The sequence below is a fragment of the Paraburkholderia sp. MM5477-R1 genome (assembly GCF_050436385.1).
Taxonomy (GTDB): domain Bacteria; phylum Pseudomonadota; class Gammaproteobacteria; order Burkholderiales; family Burkholderiaceae; genus Paraburkholderia; species Paraburkholderia tuberum.
Genome location: NZ_JBNDMC010000006.1, coordinates 87,874 through 106,466, shown reverse-complemented (window position 1 = coordinate 106,466; position 18,593 = coordinate 87,874). Strand labels below are relative to the sequence as shown.

7 protein-coding genes are annotated in these 18,593 nt (G+C 66.9%); all 7 read right to left on the bottom strand.

What is annotated here, in order from left to right; all coding sequences use genetic code 11:
* Positions 1-28: 28 nt before the first annotated feature.
* The 7 genes from treY to OKW35_RS18760 all read right to left on the bottom strand — a co-directional run bounded on the left by treY (position 29) and on the right by OKW35_RS18760 (position 18,592).
* On the bottom strand, positions 29-2,896 hold the full coding sequence (gene treY / locus OKW35_RS18790) for a malto-oligosyltrehalose synthase (protein WP_429552848.1): 2,868 nt from the start codon (positions 2,894-2,896) through the stop codon (positions 29-31).
* Complete coding sequence (gene malQ / locus OKW35_RS18785; RefSeq protein ID WP_429552847.1) at positions 2,893-5,103, bottom strand: 4-alpha-glucanotransferase; 2,211 nt, start codon at positions 5,101-5,103, stop codon at positions 2,893-2,895. Before malQ ends, treY begins: the two co-directional genes overlap by 4 nt.
* Positions 5,100-7,004: a malto-oligosyltrehalose trehalohydrolase gene (gene treZ / locus OKW35_RS18780; RefSeq protein ID WP_429552846.1), complete on the bottom strand. Its 1,905-nt coding sequence runs from the start codon at positions 7,002-7,004 to the stop codon at positions 5,100-5,102. Before treZ ends, malQ begins: the two co-directional genes overlap by 4 nt.
* Positions 7,005-7,143: 139 nt before the next feature.
* On the bottom strand, positions 7,144-9,357 hold the full coding sequence (gene glgX, locus OKW35_RS18775; protein ID WP_184057525.1) for a glycogen debranching protein GlgX: 2,214 nt from the start codon (positions 9,355-9,357) through the stop codon (positions 7,144-7,146).
* Positions 9,358-9,472: 115 nt separating this feature from the next.
* Positions 9,473-11,683, bottom strand: a complete 2,211-nt coding sequence (gene glgB, locus OKW35_RS18770; RefSeq protein ID WP_429552845.1) for a 1,4-alpha-glucan branching protein GlgB — start codon at positions 11,681-11,683, stop codon at positions 9,473-9,475.
* Positions 11,676-15,143 carry a maltose alpha-D-glucosyltransferase gene (gene treS, locus OKW35_RS18765; protein WP_184057521.1) on the bottom strand — a complete coding sequence of 1,156 codons (3,468 nt, stop codon included), beginning with the start codon at positions 15,141-15,143 and terminating at the stop codon, positions 11,676-11,678. The genes glgB and treS overlap by 8 nt, the downstream gene beginning before the upstream one ends.
* The gene (locus tag OKW35_RS18760) at positions 15,140-18,592 is read right to left on the bottom strand and encodes a maltotransferase domain-containing protein (RefSeq protein ID WP_429552844.1); all 3,453 of its coding nucleotides are present in this window, start codon (positions 18,590-18,592) and stop codon (positions 15,140-15,142) included. Before OKW35_RS18760 ends, treS begins: the two co-directional genes overlap by 4 nt.
* Between the last annotated feature and the right edge of the window lies 1 nt (position 18,593).

Sequence of the window (18,593 nt, the reverse complement as noted above, 5' to 3'; positions counted from 1 at the left end):
CCCGAAGCCTCAACCCTCTTTGACCGCCTCAGCTTCGAGGCACCCCATCCTCCACCAACACCGCGACCGGCATCGCGGCGAGCGCGTCGCGCAGATACAGCAGCCCGTGATCGTCGACTTTCGGCGCGGCGGGGCTCAGCCAATCGAACAGCGCACGCGCCGACAGATCGGGCGGCATTTCGATGGCCGTATCCGCCCATTGCGCCGGCTCGACGAGCGGCAGACCAGCATCATCGCCAAGCAGTCGCGCGGCCAACCGGCTGGCAATCACCACGGCCCACGCATTGCCATGCCGCCGCGCGAACGCGATCACACTCGACGCATGCGCGCCGCGCACCGTGAGCGGCAGATACGCGCCCTGACTCAGTAGCTCCGGCAGATGCGCGCGCAACGCCAGCACGCGCTGGATCACCGCGAGCTTTACGCGCCCGTCGCGCCAGTCCGCCAGAAATTCCGACGGCGGCGTTTGCGTCTGCGGCAGCCACGCCTCGCGTTTCGCGAAATCGACGGGCCGCCGATTGTCCGGATCGACGAGGCTGAAGTCCCACAGCTCGGTGCCTTGATAAAGATCAGGGATCCCAGGCGACGCCACGCGCAACACCGTCTGCTGCAGGCTGTTGAGCGCGCCCGCGCGACCAATGCGCTCGACGAACGCTGACAGCTCCTTCAGAAAGGCGTCGCGCCGCTGCGGCGCAAGGATGCCGAACAGGAATTCGCGGCAGCCGGCTTCGTAGGCTTCGTCGGGCGCAAGCCAGCTGGTTTGCAGCTTCGCCTCGCGCAGCGCCTTCAACTGCCATTGCGCGACCCGCTCGGCCAGCTCCTTGACGCCGGCTTCGTCGTCGGCGCGCAGCGGCGGCGGCCAGCAGCCCACCAGCGTTTGATACAGCATCGCCTCGGCGGCGGGGCCGGGAGCCCATGCGTCGCTCTTGTCCTGGCTCACGCTGTTGATCGGCGTGCCGTCGAGCGCTCGACGCTGCGGCGCGTTCAACGTCGACCATGCACGCAACGTCGCGCCCCATTCGTCGGCGATCTCGCTGAGCACCGCGAGCCGCGCGCGCACATCTTCACCGCGCTTGTGATCGTGCGTGGCGGTCGCAAGCATCGCATGAGGAAAACGTTGCGCGCGCTCGAGATTGCCCGCATGAAACTGCTCCACCGACAGCGCGAACTCGCCCGGGTCCGAGCCGACTTCGTTGCGCGACAGCAGACGGCCGTAGCGATAGCACGCGGTGTCCTCGATCGCCTTGGCGGCGAGCGGCGCGGTCAGCTGCGAAAACAGCGTTTGCGCGCTGCGCCGGGACGAGCCCGCATGCGGCGGCGCTCCGCCGCCTTGCGCCTGCTGCTGCGACTGCGCGCCGGGCCGCGCGGGCGGGGCCTCTTCGGCGCTGCCGCCGAGCCACGCATTCACGCGCTCGAGCGCCGCATGGTCCGAGCGCGGCAGCGAAGCGCGCGCGCCCGCGAGCGCCTCCTCGAAATAGACGTTGTCGGCGGCGCTGCGCAGTCCGCCCAGCGGATACATGCGGTACACGGGGAAATGCACGACCAGTTCGGTCAGCACGCGGCGCAGCGCCGGGTACGTGAAGTCGCGCGTGCTCAGCGAATCGCGTGCGATCCGATGCAGCGCGCGCGCCGCGCGGTCCAGTTCCGCGGAGAAGTTTTCCGCGAGAATCTTGCGCCGCGCCGCGTGCGCTTCATCGGCGAAGCGCGCGCTGCGGCCGGTGAGCTCGGCCCACGTACCGGCGAGCGGGTCCGCGCCGGCCGGATCGTGCAGCAGCGCGCCGACGTCGTTCATGAAGTCGTAGCCGGTCGTGCCGTCGACGGGCCAGTCGTCGCGCAACGGCTCGCCACGGCCGAGAATCTTCTCCACCACCACATACGGCGCGGTGTCGCGCAACTCGCTGAGCCGTTGGCGCAAACGCTGGCAGTATTCGCGCGGCTCGGCGAGCCCGTCGATGTGATCGATCCGCAAGCCGTGGACGAGCCCTTCGCGATAGAGGCGAAAGATCAGCGCGTGCACCGCCTCGAACACCTCGGGCCGCTCGACGCGCACGCCGGCGAGCGTCGAGATGTCGAAGAAGCGCCGCCAGTTCACTTCGTCGGAGGCGGTGCGCCACCACGCGAGCCGGAAATGCTGCCGCTCGATCAGCCGATGCAGCCGGTCGCGCGTGACCGGATCCTCAGGCGCGTAAGTCTCCAGCACGAACTCGATCGCCGACTCGCCTTCGCGCGCGACGAACTCGCGCAGCGCGTCACGCGCCTCGGCGGCGCGCGGCTGATCGGCGGGCTGCGTGGTGAGCCCCTGAAAGCGATTCGCGAGCGCGCTCAGATCGGCGCGGTCGGCGCCTTGCAGGATGGCCGCGTAATCGACCGGGCAGATCGGGAACACGTGCGGACCGTAGCCGATATGAAAGCGTCCGCTGTCGGCCGCGAAATGCAGCCCGATGCGGCCCGCCGCCAGTTCTTCGCCGTACGACGCGCCGAGCGTCGGCAGCAGCACCTTGCCGCGCAGCGCGGGATCGGGCGAATGCCAGTCGACGTCGAAATGACGCGCATACGCGCTGTGGCGGCCCCATTCGAGGATGTCGAGCCACCACGCGTTGCTCGATCCGCCGACGCCCATATGATTCGGCACCATGTCGACGATGAGCCCCATGTCGTGCGCGCGCAGCTTGTCGACGAGGTGCTTCAGGCCCGCCTCGCCGCCGTATTCGGCACTGACCTCGGTGTAATCGACGGTGTCGTAGCCGTGCATCGAGCCGGGCTCGGCCGTCGTGATCGGCGACGCGTACAGGTGGCTGATGCCGAGCGCGGCGAAGTAGTCGATGTGCCGCGCGGCGTCGTCGAACGTGAAGCCTCGATGGAACTGGAGGCGCAGTGTGGAGCGTGGAACGGTCATGGCGTGTCAGGCTCCGCGGAAGTGTTAGATGAACGCGCGGCGGCGCGGCGCGCGCCGTCGACGGCCAGCAGGCGGTCGGTGAACACGGGGTCGTCGAACATCGCGTCGACGGGCAGCGTCATGCGGCGCCGCCAGTTCGGATGTTCGTCGATCGAGCCCGGCAGGTTCGGCTGCTCGTCGAGCGCGAGCAGGTCTTCGAGCGGAAACGTGACGAGCGGCCCGGGTGTCGCGGCGACGAATGCGAGCGCTTCGTCGACCGGCGCGTTGTCGGCGTCCGGCGGCGCGACCTCGGGCGCGGCCACGCCCGCTTGCTGGAACGCGCGCCACAAGTCGGCGCGCTGCTGCGCGCGCTCTTCGAGCGCCGCTTCCTCGGGATCGCGCCCGTCGGCGCGCGCCATCGTCTGGCCGATGCGGTTGCGCCACATGATGTCGCTGCCGCGCCACCAGCCGGCGACGGTCGGCAGATCGTGCGTGGTCGTCGTGCCGACCGCGTAGCGGTCCCAATCGGCCGGCGCCTTGAAGCCGTTGCCGTCGGGGGCGCCTTCGAACCACAGCACGCGAATCCCCTCGATGCCGTGCTCGTCGAGCCGCTCCCGAAACCCGGACGGCACGGTGCCGAGGTCCTCGCCGATCACGATCGAGCGATGCCGCCACGATTCGAGCGCGATCAGCCGCAGCAGGTCTTCGAACGGATAGCGCAGATATGCGCCATTGCGCGCGCTTTCGCCTTCGGGCACGAGCCACAGACGCCGCAAGCCGAGGATGTGATCGATGCGGATGCCGCCGGCATGCGCGAACGCCGCGCGCAGCATGTCGATGAACGCGGCGAAGCCTTGTGTGCGCATCGCGCGCGGCGAAAAGGTCGTGAGTCCCCACGACTGGCCGGCCTGGTTGAAGAGATCGGGCGGCGCGCCGACCGACACGCCCTGCAGCATGTCGTCGGGATAGGACCACGCATGACTGCCGGCGCTGTCGCAACCCACCGCGAGATCGGCGATCAGGCCGACCGCCATGCCGGCTTCGCGCGCGGTGTGCTGAGCGTGCAACAGCCCGCGCGATGCCAGCCACTGCAGGAACAGATGAAAGTCGACCTCGTCGCGATGCGCGGCGGCGAACGCCTCGACTTCGGGGCTGCGTGGGTCGCGCAACGCATCGGGCCAGTTGCGCCAATGGCCGTCGCCGCCTTGCGCGAGCTGCGCGGCCTGCAGCGCTTCGAAGCGCGCATGATCTTCGAGCGCGCGCCCCGCGCGTTCGCAGAAGCCGTCAAATTCGAGCGCGCGCGGCGAGTGCTGCGGGCGCTCGTTGGCGCTGAACTGCTCGTACAGCGCGCGCAAAACCGTGAGCTTCAGCGGGGTCGCGTGCGGCCAATCGATCAGCGGCAGCTCTTCGTATTTGGACCACGCGTTGCCGGCCTGCGCCGATGCGCACGCGGACGCATCCGCGCCGAACACCGCGGCCGGATCGATATGCGTGACGTTGAGCCATAAACGGGACGACGGCGCGTACGGGCTGAAGCGCTCGGGCTGCGCGCTGAACATCGCGTGGGTCGGACTGACGGCGAGCGCGTGCGCGCCGCGCTGCGCGCCGTGCCGCGCAAGCTGCGCGAGCGCCGTGTAGTCGCCGATGCCGCCGTCGCCGGTGCGGCGCAAGCCATACAGTTGCGCGGCGATGCCCCACAGCGGCGGCGCGGGCGGCGCGGCTTCGCGTTCGCCTTCTCCGTCGCCGCCGCCGCCATGCAGCGTGCGCCATGCGTCGGCGACGGTGTAGCAGCGCGGCGGCGCGACCGCGAGCGTCATGCGCTGGTCGTTGATCACGAGCGTGTGATAGCCGGTTTCGTCGATCGGCGCGAGCAGCGCTTCCTCGCCTTTCGGCGCGGTAAAGCGGCCGTCGATGATCGAGCCGCTCTCCAGCTCGATCCGGTAATGGCTGCCCGACCTGACCGCGGCCGCGGGCAGCGCGATGCCACGCCCGATCACCGCGGTCATCAGCGGCGGCAGCCTACGGCCCGATAGTTCGGCCTCCAGAGCAGCGGCGCTGTGGCGGATATCCGTGGCGTTGCCGCACGGCAGACCCATGCGTTCGAGCAGCGTGCCAAGAGTCTTCTCCGGCACGTGCTGCGTATGATGGTGCGCGTCCTGCCACTCCACCTCGAAGCCTGCGCGGGTGGCGAGCGCGGCAAGCCTGTCGTTGGGGCGTCGGGTCGTCACGCGCGCTGCTCCTCGTGCGATGCGATGCGCGCATCGTGGCGGCTCGCGAATTCGTTGATGTCGCCGGTCAGCCACGCGATGCACGCATGCGCGGGCAACACCCGCGCGTCGGCCTGTTCGCGCGCGCGCGGCGGTGTTTCGAAAATGATCTTGCCGTCGGGGATGGCGTCGAACGCGACGTTCTGCTGCGACAGATTCAGCGCGATCGACAGCGTTTCGCCATCGCCGAGTTTCCAGCGCGCGATCAGCGCGTTCGCGTCGCCGCCGCCGGCATCGCGCAGCACGGTCGCGCCGCACGCCTTCGTATGTTTCAGGCGCGGCGTGATCAGCTTCGCGCGCACCGCGAGCGCGGACTTGTAGTAATGCATCCAGTCGAGCCGATCCGGCGTCGGCTGTACATCGGGCGCGGGTGGCGACGAGGCGGCGAAGGTCTGGGCATCGTTCGGATCGGGAATCTGCGCGCGGCGTTTCTCATCGCTGAACGCGGCAAAGCGGGCGAATTCACGGCGTCGCCCTTCGCGCACGGCGTCGGCGAGATCGCCGGTGTAATCGGTGAAAAACAGGAACGGTTGCGTCGAACCATGCTCCTCGTCCATGAACAGCAGCGGAATTTGCGGCGACAGCAACAGCAACGCGGTCGCGGCGCGCAGCGCGTCATCCGAGGTCAGCTTGCGCAGACGTTCGCCGAACGCACGGTTGCCGATCTGATCGTGGTTCTGCAAAAACATCACGAACGACGTCGGCGGCAGATGCGCGCTCGCTTCGCCACGCGGCGCACCATCGTGCAGCGGCGATGGCTCGCCCTGATACGCGAAGCCTTCGGCCAGCACTCGCGCGAGCCGGCGAATCGGTTCGTTGGCATACGCGTGGTAATAGCCTTCGGTTTCGCCGGTCAGCAGCACGTGCAGCGTGTTGTGCGCGTCGTCGTTCCATTGCGCGTCGAAATGCGCGCCGAGCAGGCTCGCGCTGTTGTGCTCGTTTTCGACCACCAGATGCACGTGACGGCCCTGCTGCACGCGCGCGCGGATATGGTCCGACAGCTCGCGCAGCCACCCGGGATTGTCGATCGCATGCACCGCATCGAAGCGCAGTCCGTCGAAGCGGTACTCGTTGATCCAGTAGACGGCGTTGTCGGTGAAGAAGTCGCTGACTTCGCTGCGCTCGAAGTCGATCGCGGGGCCCCACGGCGTGTTCACGCCTGCGCGGAAAAACGGCTCCGCGTAACTATGCAGATAGTTGCCGTCCGGTCCGAAGTGGTTGTAGACGACGTCGAGAAACACCATCAGGCCCACACCATGCGCGGCGTCGATCAGCGCCTTCAGTTCGTCGGGGCGGCCGTATGCGGAGTCGGGCGCGTACGGCAACACGCCGTCGTAACCCCAGTTGCGACGACCGGGAAAGTCGTTCAACGGCATCAGTTCGATGGCGGTGACGCCGAGCGCGGCGAGCTCGGGCAGGCGCTTTTGCACGCCCGCATACCCGCCCATCGCACCGACGTGCAATTCGTACAGCACCGTTTCTTCCCAGGGCCGGCCGTGCCATTCGGTGTGTTCCCAATGGTAGGCGCGCGGATCGATGACCTCGCTCGGGCCGTGCACGTCCCGCGGCTGGAACCGCGAGGCCGGATCGGGCACCGCCTGCCCGTCGTCGAGCTGGAACCGATACAGCGTGCCCGCGCCGCTCTCCACGGTGGTCTCGAACCAGCCGTTGCCGGTCGGAGCCATGTCGTGCGTGCCTTGCGCGGGGCCGTTTTCGACCACCACCTGCACGCTGCTGCACGACGGTGCCCAAAAACGGAACCGCGTGCGCGGTCGCGTGCCGCTCGCGCCGATCAACTGCGCGCTGAACGGCAGGCAGTGCGCGTAATGATGCGTGTGAGGATCAATCGGACTTTCAGACATGTCTTCACCATTCGAATCTGCTAACGAGCCTGGACGGCAATGCGACGCAACGCAAGCAGGCATTGCGTCGCAACATTCTTGCCACCCCGGCTGCGGCGCGATTTGTCCATGCTCGAACCAGGTCGCCGCAGTGCATCGTTCATTGCGAACCAACATCGTTTGCGGTCTGCGCGCCCGGATCGGGCGGCAGCGCGGTCAACAGCCGCGGCCCGTGCTGCGCGCCAGCCACCCAGCCGGCTTGCCAATCCGCTTCACCGGTCGGTTGCGCGGCGAGTATCACGAGGCCGTGCGCGGCGACCTCGAGTTCGGCCGTCGCGAGCCGCTGCGGCGCGCGTTCCGGATCGGCCGTGTCTAACAGCACATGCCATTCCAGGTGCGGCGCGGGAGGCGCGAACTGCAGCGGTTCCTCGTGAGCGTTGAGCATCAGTAACAATACTTCGGTTTCGCCATTCAGGCCCGGACCCGCGCGACGCAACGTGAACGCGCGTCCCTCCGGGTCCTGCCACGCTTCGATCGTCAGCGGATCGCCGTGTTCGTCGAACCAGCCGACGTCGAACAGGCCGGGCAGCACTTCGCGGTCGCCGAACAGAAAGCGCGTTTCACGCAGCAGCGGATGGCGCTTGCGCAATCCGATCACGCGCGCGACGAACTCGGTCATGCGCTGACCTTCCGGCGAATCCGCGAGGTCCCAGTCGATCCAGGATAGGTCGTTATCCTGACAGTACGCATTGTTGTTGCCGCGCTGCGTGCGCAGCGCTTCGTCGCCGGCCAGCAGCATCGGCGTGCCGAGCGTGATCATCAGTGTCGCGATCAGCGAGCGCGACACGCGACGGCGGGTCGCGAGGATCGCGGGGTCGTCGGTCGCGCCTTCGAGACCCCAATTGCGGCTGCAATTCTCGTTGTGGCCGTCGTTGTTGTCTTCCAGGTTGGCTTCGTTGTGCTTCTGCTCGTACGCGGTGACATCGGCCAAGGTGAAGCCGTCATGCGACGTGACGAAGTTGATCGACGCCCACGGCTTGCGATGCCGCCGGTTGAACAGATCGGCCGAACCGGTCAGGCGCGCGGCGAGGTCGGGCCGCAGGCCGGCATCGCCACGCCAGAAACGTCGCACCGTGTCACGGAAACGGTCGTTCCATTCGCTGAATCCCGGCGGATGATTGCCGAGCTGATAGCCGCCAGGGCCGAGATCCCATGGCTCGGAAATCAGCTTGCGTTGCGATAGCACCGGGTCCTGGCGCAACGCGTCGAACAGGCCCGAGCCCGGATCGAAGCCGTGGCTTTCGCGCCCGAGCGTCACGCCGAGATCGAAACGGAAGCCGTCGATATTGAACGCGGTCGACCAGTAGCGCAGTGAATCCATCACCATCTGCAGCACGCGCGGATGCGGCAGATTGACCGTGTTGCCGCAGCCCGTGTCGTTGATATGGTGACGCTCGTCGCCGGGAATCAGCCGGTAATAGCTGGCATTGTCGAGGCCGCGCCATGAAATGGTCGGGCCCATCTCATTGCTTTCGCAAGTGTGGTTGTAGACCACGTCGAGAATCACCTCGATGCCGGCCGCGTGCAGCTGGCGCACGGCGATGCGCATTTCGTCGAGCCGGTGCGTGCTCAGATAGGTCGGCTCCGGCGCGAAGAACGCTGCCGTGTTGTAGCCCCAGTAATTGCGCAGGCCGCGCTCCACGAGGAAGCGGTCGTTCAGAAACGCGTGCACGGGCAGCAGCTCGACCGCGGTCACGCCGAGCTTCAGCAAATGCTCGATGAACTCCGGCGACGCGAGCGCCGCGAACGTGCCGCGTTCATGCTGGCGCAGATCGGAGCGCAGCATCGACGCGCCGCGCAAGTGCGTTTCGTAGATCACGGTTTCGCCCCACGGCACGTCGGGCCGCCTGTCGTGCGACGAGTCGAACGCCTCGTCGATCACGACGCACTTGGGCATCGCGGGCGCGGAATCGCGCCGGTCGATTGAAAGGTCCGCGCGATTCGAATGCACGCGATAGCCGAACAGCGCGTCGGACCAGCGAAACTGCCCGACGAGCTTGCGCGCATACGGGTCGAGCAGCAGCTTGTGCGGATTGAAACGATGCCCGAAATGCGGCTGATACGGCCCATGCGCGCGAAAGCCGTACGCGGTGCCCGGATGCGCGTTCGGCAGATAGCCGTGCCAGATCTCGTCGGTGCATTCGGGCATGGTGAAGCGGCGAATCTCCTTGCGACCGGTTGAGTCGAACAGGCATAGCTCGATTTTCTGCGCATTGGCCGAGAACACCGCGAAGTTGACACCCAGCCCATCCCAGTTCGCGCCGAGCGGATACGGCGAGCCGGGCAGCAACCGCTCGGGCAACGCATGCGACATGATTTCCCTTTCCTGTTCTGATTGTCGAGCTGGAGCTCGGGTCTGACTGGGTCTTCATGCAACGGGCGCGCGGCGGCTGCCTGTGCGCCGCGCGCCCGCGTTACGGCACGTTTTCTCAGTCCGCGCGCAATACGATCGTCGCGAGCGGGGGCAAGATCAGCGCGGCGGAATGTGGCCTGCCGTGGCTCGATACATGGTCGGAATGAATCAGCCCGCCGTTGCCCATGTTCGAGCCGCCATACACGCCTGCATCGGTATTCAGCACTTCCACCCAGCGTCCGCCGCGCGGCATGCCGAGCCGATAGCCGAGCCGCGGCACCGGCGTCATGTTGCACACCACGACGAACTCCTGGCCCGCGCCGTCGGTGCGCCGATAGGCGAACACGCTGTTGCCGCTGTCGTCGCCGATCAACCATTCGAAGCCGCCCGGTTCGCTGTCGAGCAGATGCAGCGCGGGCTCGTTGCGATACAGATGGTTCAGGTCGCGCACCAGTAATTGCACGCCGTGGTGGTTCGAATCGTCGAGAAGATGCCAATGCGGCGAGCCGTCATGGTCGAACTCCGCCATCTGGCCGAATTCGCCGCCCATGAACAGCAGCTTCTTGCCTGGGTGCGTCCACATGAAACCGAAGTACGCGCGCAGATTAGCGAAACGCTGCCAGCGGTCGCCGGGCATCTTGCCGAGCAGCGAGCCCTTGCCGTGCACCACCTCGTCGTGCGAAAGCGGCAGCACGAAGTGCTCGGAATATGCGTACACCATGCCGAACGTCATGTTGTGGTGGTGATACTGGCGATACATCGGGTCTTCGTGCATGTAGTGCAGGGTGTCGTGCATCCAGCCCATGTTCCACTTGAAGTCGAAGCCGAGGCCGCCGTCCGCGAGGCGCGCGGTCACGCCCGGCCATGCGGTCGATTCTTCGGCGACCGTCATCGCGCCGGGCGCGCCCGGCACATAGCGGACCTCGTGATTCAACCGCTTCAGGAACGCGATCGATTCGAGATTCTCGCGGCCGCCATAGATGTTCGGCACCCACTCGCCGGCCGCACGGGAGTAGTCGCGATACAGCATCGACGCGACCGCATCGACGCGCAGGCCGTCGACGTGATAGCGCTTCAACCACGCGAGCCCCGACGCGATCAGGAACGCGCTGACCTCGTTGCGGCCGAGGTTGTAGATCATCGTGTTCCAGTCCTGGTGATAGCCTTCGCGCGGATCGGCATGCTCGTAGAGCGGCGTGCCGTCGAAATCGATCAGGCCATGCGCGTCGTTCGGGAAATGCGCGGGCACCCAGTCGAGAATCACGCCGAGCCCTGCTTCGTGCGCGCGATCGACGAAACGCGCGAACTGCTCGGGCTTGCCGAAGCGCGCGGACGGCGCGAACTGCCCGAGCGGCTGATAGCCCCACGAACCGCCGAACGGATGCTCGGCGATCGGCAGAAATTCGATGTGCGTGAAGCCCATGCTCTTCGCATACGGGATCAGCCGCTCGGCGAGCTCTTCCCAGACGAGACCACGCTGGCCTTCCTCGGCGACGCGCAGCCACGACTCCGCGTGCACTTCGTAGATCGTGATCGGCGTGCGCGCGGTCTGCTTTTCGGCGCGCGACTGGATCCACTCGTGATCGCTCCATGGAAACTGCTCGATCTCGTCGACGTGTGCGACGATCGATGCGGTGCCCGGCGGCTTTTCCGTCTGCATCGCGCACGGGTCGGCCTTCAGCGGCAGCGGATGGCCGTCGCGCGACAGCAGCTCGTACTTGTAGCGCGTGCCGGCGCCGACGCGCGGCACGAACAGCTCCCACACGCCCGCCTGGTGACGCAGCCGCATCGGATGGCGGCGGCCGTCCCACGCATTGAAGTCGCCGACCACCGACACGCGCCGCGCATTCGGCGCCCACACCGCAAAGCGCACGCCCGGCACACCGTCGACGTCGACCGGCCGCGCGCCCAGACATTCGAGCACCGCGTACGGATCGCCGCGCGCGAGACGTTCGAGCGGCTCGTCGCCGAGCACCGGAGCAAACGAATAGGTATCCTCCACTTCCTGCACCACACCATGCCAGTCGATGCGCAAGCGATACGGCATCGCCGACGTGATGCGGCCCGCGAACAGGCCAGGGCGCAGTTGTTCGAGTTCGCCGAGCGTCGCGCCATCAGCGCGCGAAATCACGGTGACGTGCGCGGCGTTCGGCAGCAGCGCGCGCACGATCGGCCCCGCGTCCGTCTGATGCAGCCCGAGCTGCGAAAACGGATCGGGGTGACGCGCTTCGACGAGCGCGTCGATATCGACGGGTTGAAGGCCTGCGGCCGGATCATGCTCACTCATAGTCGCCCTCGGCCGGGTTAGGCGGCGTGGCCGCGCCAGGCGCCTGGGTTGACGGAACGCTGTGCGGCGGCGCACCGGTGTCGCCGAGCAGCCGGCTCACGAGCGCCGCGAGGCCGCGCACCGGCAAGCCGAGCCACGCCGGTCGGTTGGCCGCTTCGTAGCGGATTTCGTAGGCGGCCTTCTCGATCAGGAACAGATCGAGCAGCGCTTCCTCGGATTCGGGCGCGACGAGCGGTGTCGGCGACTGCGCGGCGGCCGCGCGGTATTCGGCGAGGAACGCGCTGGTCGCGTGCGCGCGGAAGCGTTCGAACAGCGCGCGCTTGCGATCGGCGGTCTGTTGCGGCGCGCCTTCGGTGGTCGATTGCGCGGCTGCGCTCGCATACGAGAACGAGCGCATCAGACCGGCCACGTCACGCAACGGGCTCGATTTCTGGCGACGCTCGTCGAGCGAACGCGCGGGCTCGCCCTCGAAGTCGATCAGGTACGCGTCGCCGTGCGCGACCAGTACCTGGCCGAGATGGAAGTCGCCATGGATGCGGATGCGCAACGCGCCCGCGTCGCCCGGCACCAGCTTGTCGACGGCCTCGACGAGCGCGGCGCGGCGATCGATCAGACTTTGCGCAAGCCCCTTCGTGTCCGCGTCGCTCATGTCCGCGATGCGCGGCGCGAGCAGATCGAGCGCGGCCGCGAGCATCGTCTTCGCCGCCTCGACCCATGCCTTCACCTGTTTGGCGTTGGCCGGTTCCGGCGCGAACGCGGGGTCGTCGCTCGGCGTGGCGAGCGCGACGTGCAACTCGCCGAGCCGGCGGCCGATGATGCCCGCGAGTTCGCCGTAACCGTCCAGCAGAATCGACTCGTTCGTGCGATCGGGTACTGTCTGCGTTTCGGTGTCGATCGCGATCGCGAGTTCGTCGACCGAGCGGCGCAGATAGTCGAGCGACCAGTTCCACGCATCGCCCTGATTGTCGATAAAGCCCTGCAGGATCGCCAGCGTATGCGGCACGCCCTCGGGATCGACGCGCACCACTTCGCCATACAGCGGCGCGGTGTTCGCATAGCCGAGCTGCGTCAGATAGCGGCTGATTTCCGCTTCCGGATGGATGCCGCTGACGAGCCGCCGCACCAGCTTCAGCACCGCGGCATCGGCGACGATCAGCGAGCTGTTGCTCTGTTCGGCCGCGAGCCAGCGAATCTCGGGCCGCTCCCCGAGAGCGTCGAGTTCGGCGAAGCGCTCGGTCGGCAGGAACTTGATCTCGCTCTTCTGCACGGTCGGCACGACCGCGCGCTCGCGCAGCTTGCGCAGCACGTTGTGCGCGAAGATCGGCAGCGAGAACGCGTCGGTCAGATGGCCGACGGTGCGGCCGCGCCGCACGCGCGCAAGCGCCAATTGCAGGAACAGCGGCGTGGTGGTTTCGCCGCCCCATGTGAGCGCGATCGGTACCACGTAGCGTTCGGTGTGGTTGCCGACGTCCACTTCGATTTCGGTGAACGCGAAGCCGCCGTTCGGGATCGTGGTCAGCGCGGCGAGCCGCACCGCGTGCATCTTCTGATCTTTCGACGCGAACCAGCGGCGCCGGCTCAGCCACGACGGCAGCACCTCGGATTCCAGCAGCCGCACGTTTTCGGGAGTCGGCCCGGATTGCCCTTCGCGGATCACGATCGTGACGAACTCGGGCAGCGGCACGGAATGCGCCTGCGCCCATGTCGGCCGCCCGCCGCCTTCGCACAGCATGAACCACAGGAAGCCGTAGGGCGGGAACGTCAGCAGATAGGTCAGCTGACCGATCGCGGGGAACACCGAATCGGCGGTCATCTCGATCGGCACGAAGCCGTTGAATTCTGACAGTTCGAGCTCGACCGCCTGCGGCGCGCGCGACAGATTCGCGACGCACAGGATCGGCGCCGCGCCGGGCATCTCGCGCAGATACGCGAGAATCTTGCGGTTTTCAGGCTTCAAAAAGCGGATCGTGCCGCGTCCGAAGGTCTGCTTCGCGCGCCGCGTCGCAAGCATGCGGCGGGTCCAGTTCAGCAGCGAATGCGGGTCGCGGCTCTGCGCTTCGACGTTGACCGCGTCGAAGCCGTATAGCGTACCCATCACGGGCGGCAGCACCAGTTGCTCAGGGTCGGCGCGCGAGAAGCCGCCGTTGCGATCCGACGACCACTGCATCGGCGTGCGCACGCCGTCGCGGTCGCCGAGGTGGATGTTGTCGCCCATGCCGAGTTCGTCTCCGTAGTAGATGACCGGCGTGCCGGGCATCGACAGCAGCAGCGAGTTGATCAGCTCGATGCGGCGGCGGTCGCGCTCCATCAGCGGCGCGAGACGGCGGCGAATGCCGAGATTCAAACGTGCGCGGCGATCGCTCGCATAGGTGTTCCACAAATAGTCACGCTCGGAATCGGTGACCATTTCGAGCGTCAGCTCGTCGTGATTGCGCAGGAAGATCGCCCACTGGTTCGATTCGGGGAGTTCCGGTGTCTGCTTCATGATGTCGGTGATCGGGAAGCGGTCTTCGCTCGCGATCGACATGTAGATGCGCGGCATCAGCGGGAAGTGGAACGCCATATGGCATTCGTCTTCGTTGCCGAAATACTCCTTCACGTCCTCGGGCCACTGGTTCGCCTCGGCGAGCAGCATCCGGTTCGGGTACTCGGCGTCGATGGTCGCGCGAATCCGCTTCAGGACCTCGTGCGTCTCAGGCAGGTTCTCGTTGTTGGTGCCTTCACGTTCGACGAGGTATGGCACCGCATCGAGCCGCAGCCCGTCGATGCCCATGTCGAGCCAGAAACGCATCACCTGCAGCACCTCTTTCAACACCGCCGGATTGTCGAAGTTCAGATCGGGCTGGTGCGAGTAGAAGCGGTGCCAGTAGTACGCGCCCGCAACCGGATCGTGCGTCCAGTTCGACGGCTCCGAGTCGATGAAGATGATGCGAGTCTCCGCGTACTTCTGATCGGTATCGGACCACACATAGTAGTTGCGATAGTTCGAGCCGGGCTTCGCGCGCCGCGCGCGCTGGAACCACGGGTGCTGATCCGACGTGTGGTTGATGACGAGCTCGGTGATCACGCGGATGCCGCGCGCGTGCGCTTCCTGGATGAAGCGCCGCACGTCCGCGAGCTGACCGTAGTCGGGATGCACGTTGCGGTAGTCGGCGATGTCGTAGCCGTCGTCGCGGCGTGGCGACGGATAGAACGGCAGCAGCCAGATCGCGTTGACGCCGAGCTCGGCGATGTAGTCGAGCTTGGCCATCAGACCGGGGAAATCGCCGACGCCGTCGTTGTTCCCATCGAAGAACGACTTGATGTGCACCTGATAGATGATCGCGTCCTTGTACCACAGCGGATCGTCGCTGAGGGCCGCGGGTTTGCCGCGGCGGCGCGTGCGTACCTTCGCCGCGGTGCCGACGGCCACGGCCGTTTGCGCCTCGTGCGCGGTTTGGGCTGGATCGTCGCGCTTCATGTTCCACCTTCCATCCAGGTTGGGTTGACAGCGTCTGCGTGAGGAGCGCTGTCGGGATCGTGGTCGCTGTCCTCGGGGCGATCGGCGGGCAGGCCGCCTAGCGGCGCGATTCGCCAGATCGAGAAGGGTTGGCCCGAGCCGAGCCGCACGTGTTGCCAGCGTCCGTGCCATTCGAAGCGTGCGCCGGTCATCTGGTCGATCACTTCGAGCGTGGCGTGATCGTGTAGATGCCAGCGCTGGAACGTGTCCCACGACAACTCGATGTCCGCGCCCTGTTCGTTGAACGGATCGAGATTGATCGCGACGACGATCACGTTGTCGCGCGATTCGGTCGCTTTCTCGAAGCACAGGATGTGGTCGTTGTGCGCGGCGAGGAACGTGAGACCGAGATGCGTTTGCAGCGCCGGATTCGCGCGACGGATGCGGTTCAGTGCGGTGATCTCGCCGACGATATTGCCGGGCCGGTGCCAGTCCCACGCCCGCAACTGATACTTTTCGGAGTCCAGATACTCTTCGCTGTTCGGCAGCGCGGTGGCCTCGCACAGTTCGAAGCCGCTATACACGCCCCACAGGCCGGCCAGTGTCGCGGCCAGCGCCGCGCGGATCAGAAAGCCCGTGCGTCCCTGCGATTGCAGATGGCGCGGGTTGATGTCCGGCGTATTGACGAAGAAGTTCGGCCGATAGAAATCGCGCGCGCCGGTCTGCGTGAGTTCGCCCATGTACTCGGTGAAATCGCGCTTCGACTCTCGCCACGTGAAGTACGTGTACGACTGCGAGAAGCCGATCTTGCCGAGCCGGTTCATCATGCGCGGCCGCGTGAAGGCTTCGGCGAGAAAGATCGTGTCGGGGTGGCGCGCGCGCACGTCGGCGATCATCCATTCCCAGAACGGCAGCGGCTTGGTGTGCGGATTGTCGACGCGGAAGATGCGCACGCCTGCGTCGACCCAGAACAGGATCACGTCGCGCAATGCGAGCCACAGGCCGGGCTTGGCGTCGTGCGCGTAGAAGTCCGGGTTGACGATGTCCTGATACTTCTTCGGCGGATTCTCGGCGTAGCGCAGCGTGCCGTCGGGGCGCCACGCGAACCACGTCGGATGCTCCTTCAGCCACGGGTGATCGGGCGAGCACTGGATCGCGAAGTCGAGCGCGATCTCGAGGCCATGCGCATGCGCGGCGGCGAGCATCGCCTTGAAATCGTCGAGCGTGCCGAGTTGCGGATGCACGGCGGTGTGACCGCCCTCGGCGGCGCCGATCGCATAGGGACTGCCCACATCGCCCGGCTGCGTGGTCAGCGTGTTGTTGCGGCCCTTGCGGTTCGCGAGGCCGATCGGGTGGATCGGCGGGAAGTACAGCACGTCGAAGCCCATGTCGCGGATGCGCGGCAGCTTCGCGCTCACGTCCGCGAACGTGCCGTGGCGCGACTCGTCGTCGCTCATCGAGCGCGGGAAGATCTCGTACCAGCTCGCGAAATAGGCGGCCGTGCGTTCCGCGTCGATCTTGTAGATCACGGGGTCGCGGCTCAGAAACGGGCGATGGCGCGCGGCGGTCATTGCCTTCGCTGTGGCGGGCGCGAGAATCACTGCGAGCTTCTGTTCGGCGTCGGCCTTCTGGAAGTCGCGCACGATGTGTTCGAGCGGCTCCTTGTCGGCGCCTTCGGTCGTCTCGACTTCGGCGAGCACGAGCGCGAACAGATGCGCGGCTTCGTCGAGTTCTATCTCGACGGTCTGGTTCGCCTTCAGCTTCTTCTGGATGTGCTCGACGAGCGACGCGAAGTCGTCGCGCCACGCGATCACGGTGAACTCGTAGCGGCCGATCCGCTCGAGTGGAATGCGCGCGCTCCACAAGTCGAGCCCGGCCGGCGGCGCGGGCGACATCAGTTCTTCGTGCCACGCGGTTTCGTCGGCCGCGCGCCACAGCACGGCAGCCGCGATCTTGTCGTGACCTTCGGCGAAGATCGCCGCGCGAATTTCCGCGCGCTCGCCGACGCTGCGCTTGGCCGCGAAGCGACCGTTCTCCACCGACGGCGACACGCTCTCGATCGCGACGCGCGGCGCTTCGATCGCGTCGAGCACTGTCTTGCGGCCGCTGCGCTTGCTGTTCGCCTTGTCGATCGGCGGCGCGAGGCAGATCGGCTGCTCCGCGAACGCGCGCAGCAGCCGCACCGCACCGGGCGCGAGCGCAAACGGCACGAGTGCCGCGGGTTCGGTTCGGCCGCGCGCATCGAGCGGCGCGAAGCGCGTAAAGCTGCCCGGCACGCCCGCGAGGAAGCGCGCGGGATCGACACGCACTGGCGCGCCGAGTTCGGGATTCACGACGATCAGAACGGCTTCGCTGGCGTCGCGCAGATCGGCTGCGTCGCCGCGCAGCAGAACCGCGGCCGATGCGCCGGGGCCGCTCAATGGGCGCAATTCACCGTTCGCGTGCAGTGTTGGCGTGTTGCGCGCGAAGTCGTTGGCCTGGGTGACGGCGGCGCTCAGATCGAAGCGGCGCGACTGCGCGGCGCGGGCGAACTGCGCGGCGTCGCCGCGCGTTTGCGACATCGGTTCGGCGATGCCGTATTCGAAGCCCATCGGCATCATCCAGCCGCTGCCCAATGCAACCGACGTGAACAGCGCGCGTCGATACGCCCGCTCGACGATCGCCGCATCATGCACGTCGCTCAGCTCGGCGGCGAGGCGCGTACCGTACGGCGCTTCGGGAAAGGCGATCGGCGCACCAACGCGCGCGAGCGCCGCATGCTCCTCGGCCATCCAGCTCGAACGGAAATCCCACCAGCGCACCGACGAAAACGCGCTGTCGAAGCCGGCTGCTTCGAGACCGGGCAGATCGCCGCGCGACAGGCCCGGCGTTGCCGCGAGAAAGCGCACGCGCGGATGCTTCGCTCGCACTTCATCGCCGAGGTGCCGCCATACGGCAGCCGGCACGCGATGCGGCGAATCGAAACGGAAGCCGCCGACACCCGCCTCGGCGAGCGCGAGCAGTTGCTGGGTCCACCAGACGCTCAGCGAGGCACTCGTCGCGGGGTCGTCGAAATTCGCGTAGGCAACGTTGTCTTCGCGATGCACGTGGCGCGGATCGAGCCGTGCGAGCTCGGACTCACGCGCGTGAAACCAGTCCGAATGCTCGCTGTACAGCACGCCGTCGGCGGCCATGCGGTCGATCACGAGATCGACCAGCAGCGTCAGGTTGTTGCGGCGCGCGGCGTCGGCGAGCATGCGCACGGCGTCGTGCACCGAATGCTGCGCCTCGAACACCGGATGCAGCCGAGCGTGATTGCCGACCACCTGGCCATGGCCGGCCTGGCCGGGCTCGAACAGCCCGCCCATCAACGCATGATCGAAGCCGAGCCCGGCCGCATGAGCGAACTGCGCGGGCCAGGCATCGAGGGGCCCGACGAGAAGAGAATGAAAAAAGTAAATCCGCGGCGCGTACCCGTTTGGAGATTCCATC

Coding starts and splice junctions, on each gene's coding strand:
- glgX (WP_184057525.1), bottom strand. CDS start 9,357: ATGTCGCATGCGTTGCCCGAGCGGTTGCTGCCCGGCTCGCCGTATCCG.
- treY (WP_429552848.1), bottom strand. CDS start 2,896: ATGACCGTTCCACGCTCCACACTGCGCCTCCAGTTCCATCGAGGCTTC.
- glgB (WP_429552845.1), bottom strand. CDS start 11,683: ATGAGTGAGCATGATCCGGCCGCAGGCCTTCAACCCGTCGATATCGAC.
- treZ (WP_429552846.1), bottom strand. CDS start 7,004: ATGTCTGAAAGTCCGATTGATCCTCACACGCATCATTACGCGCACTGC.
- treS (WP_184057521.1), bottom strand. CDS start 15,143: ATGAAGCGCGACGATCCAGCCCAAACCGCGCACGAGGCGCAAACGGCC.
- OKW35_RS18760 (WP_429552844.1), bottom strand. CDS start 18,592: ATGGAATCTCCAAACGGGTACGCGCCGCGGATTTACTTTTTTCATTCT.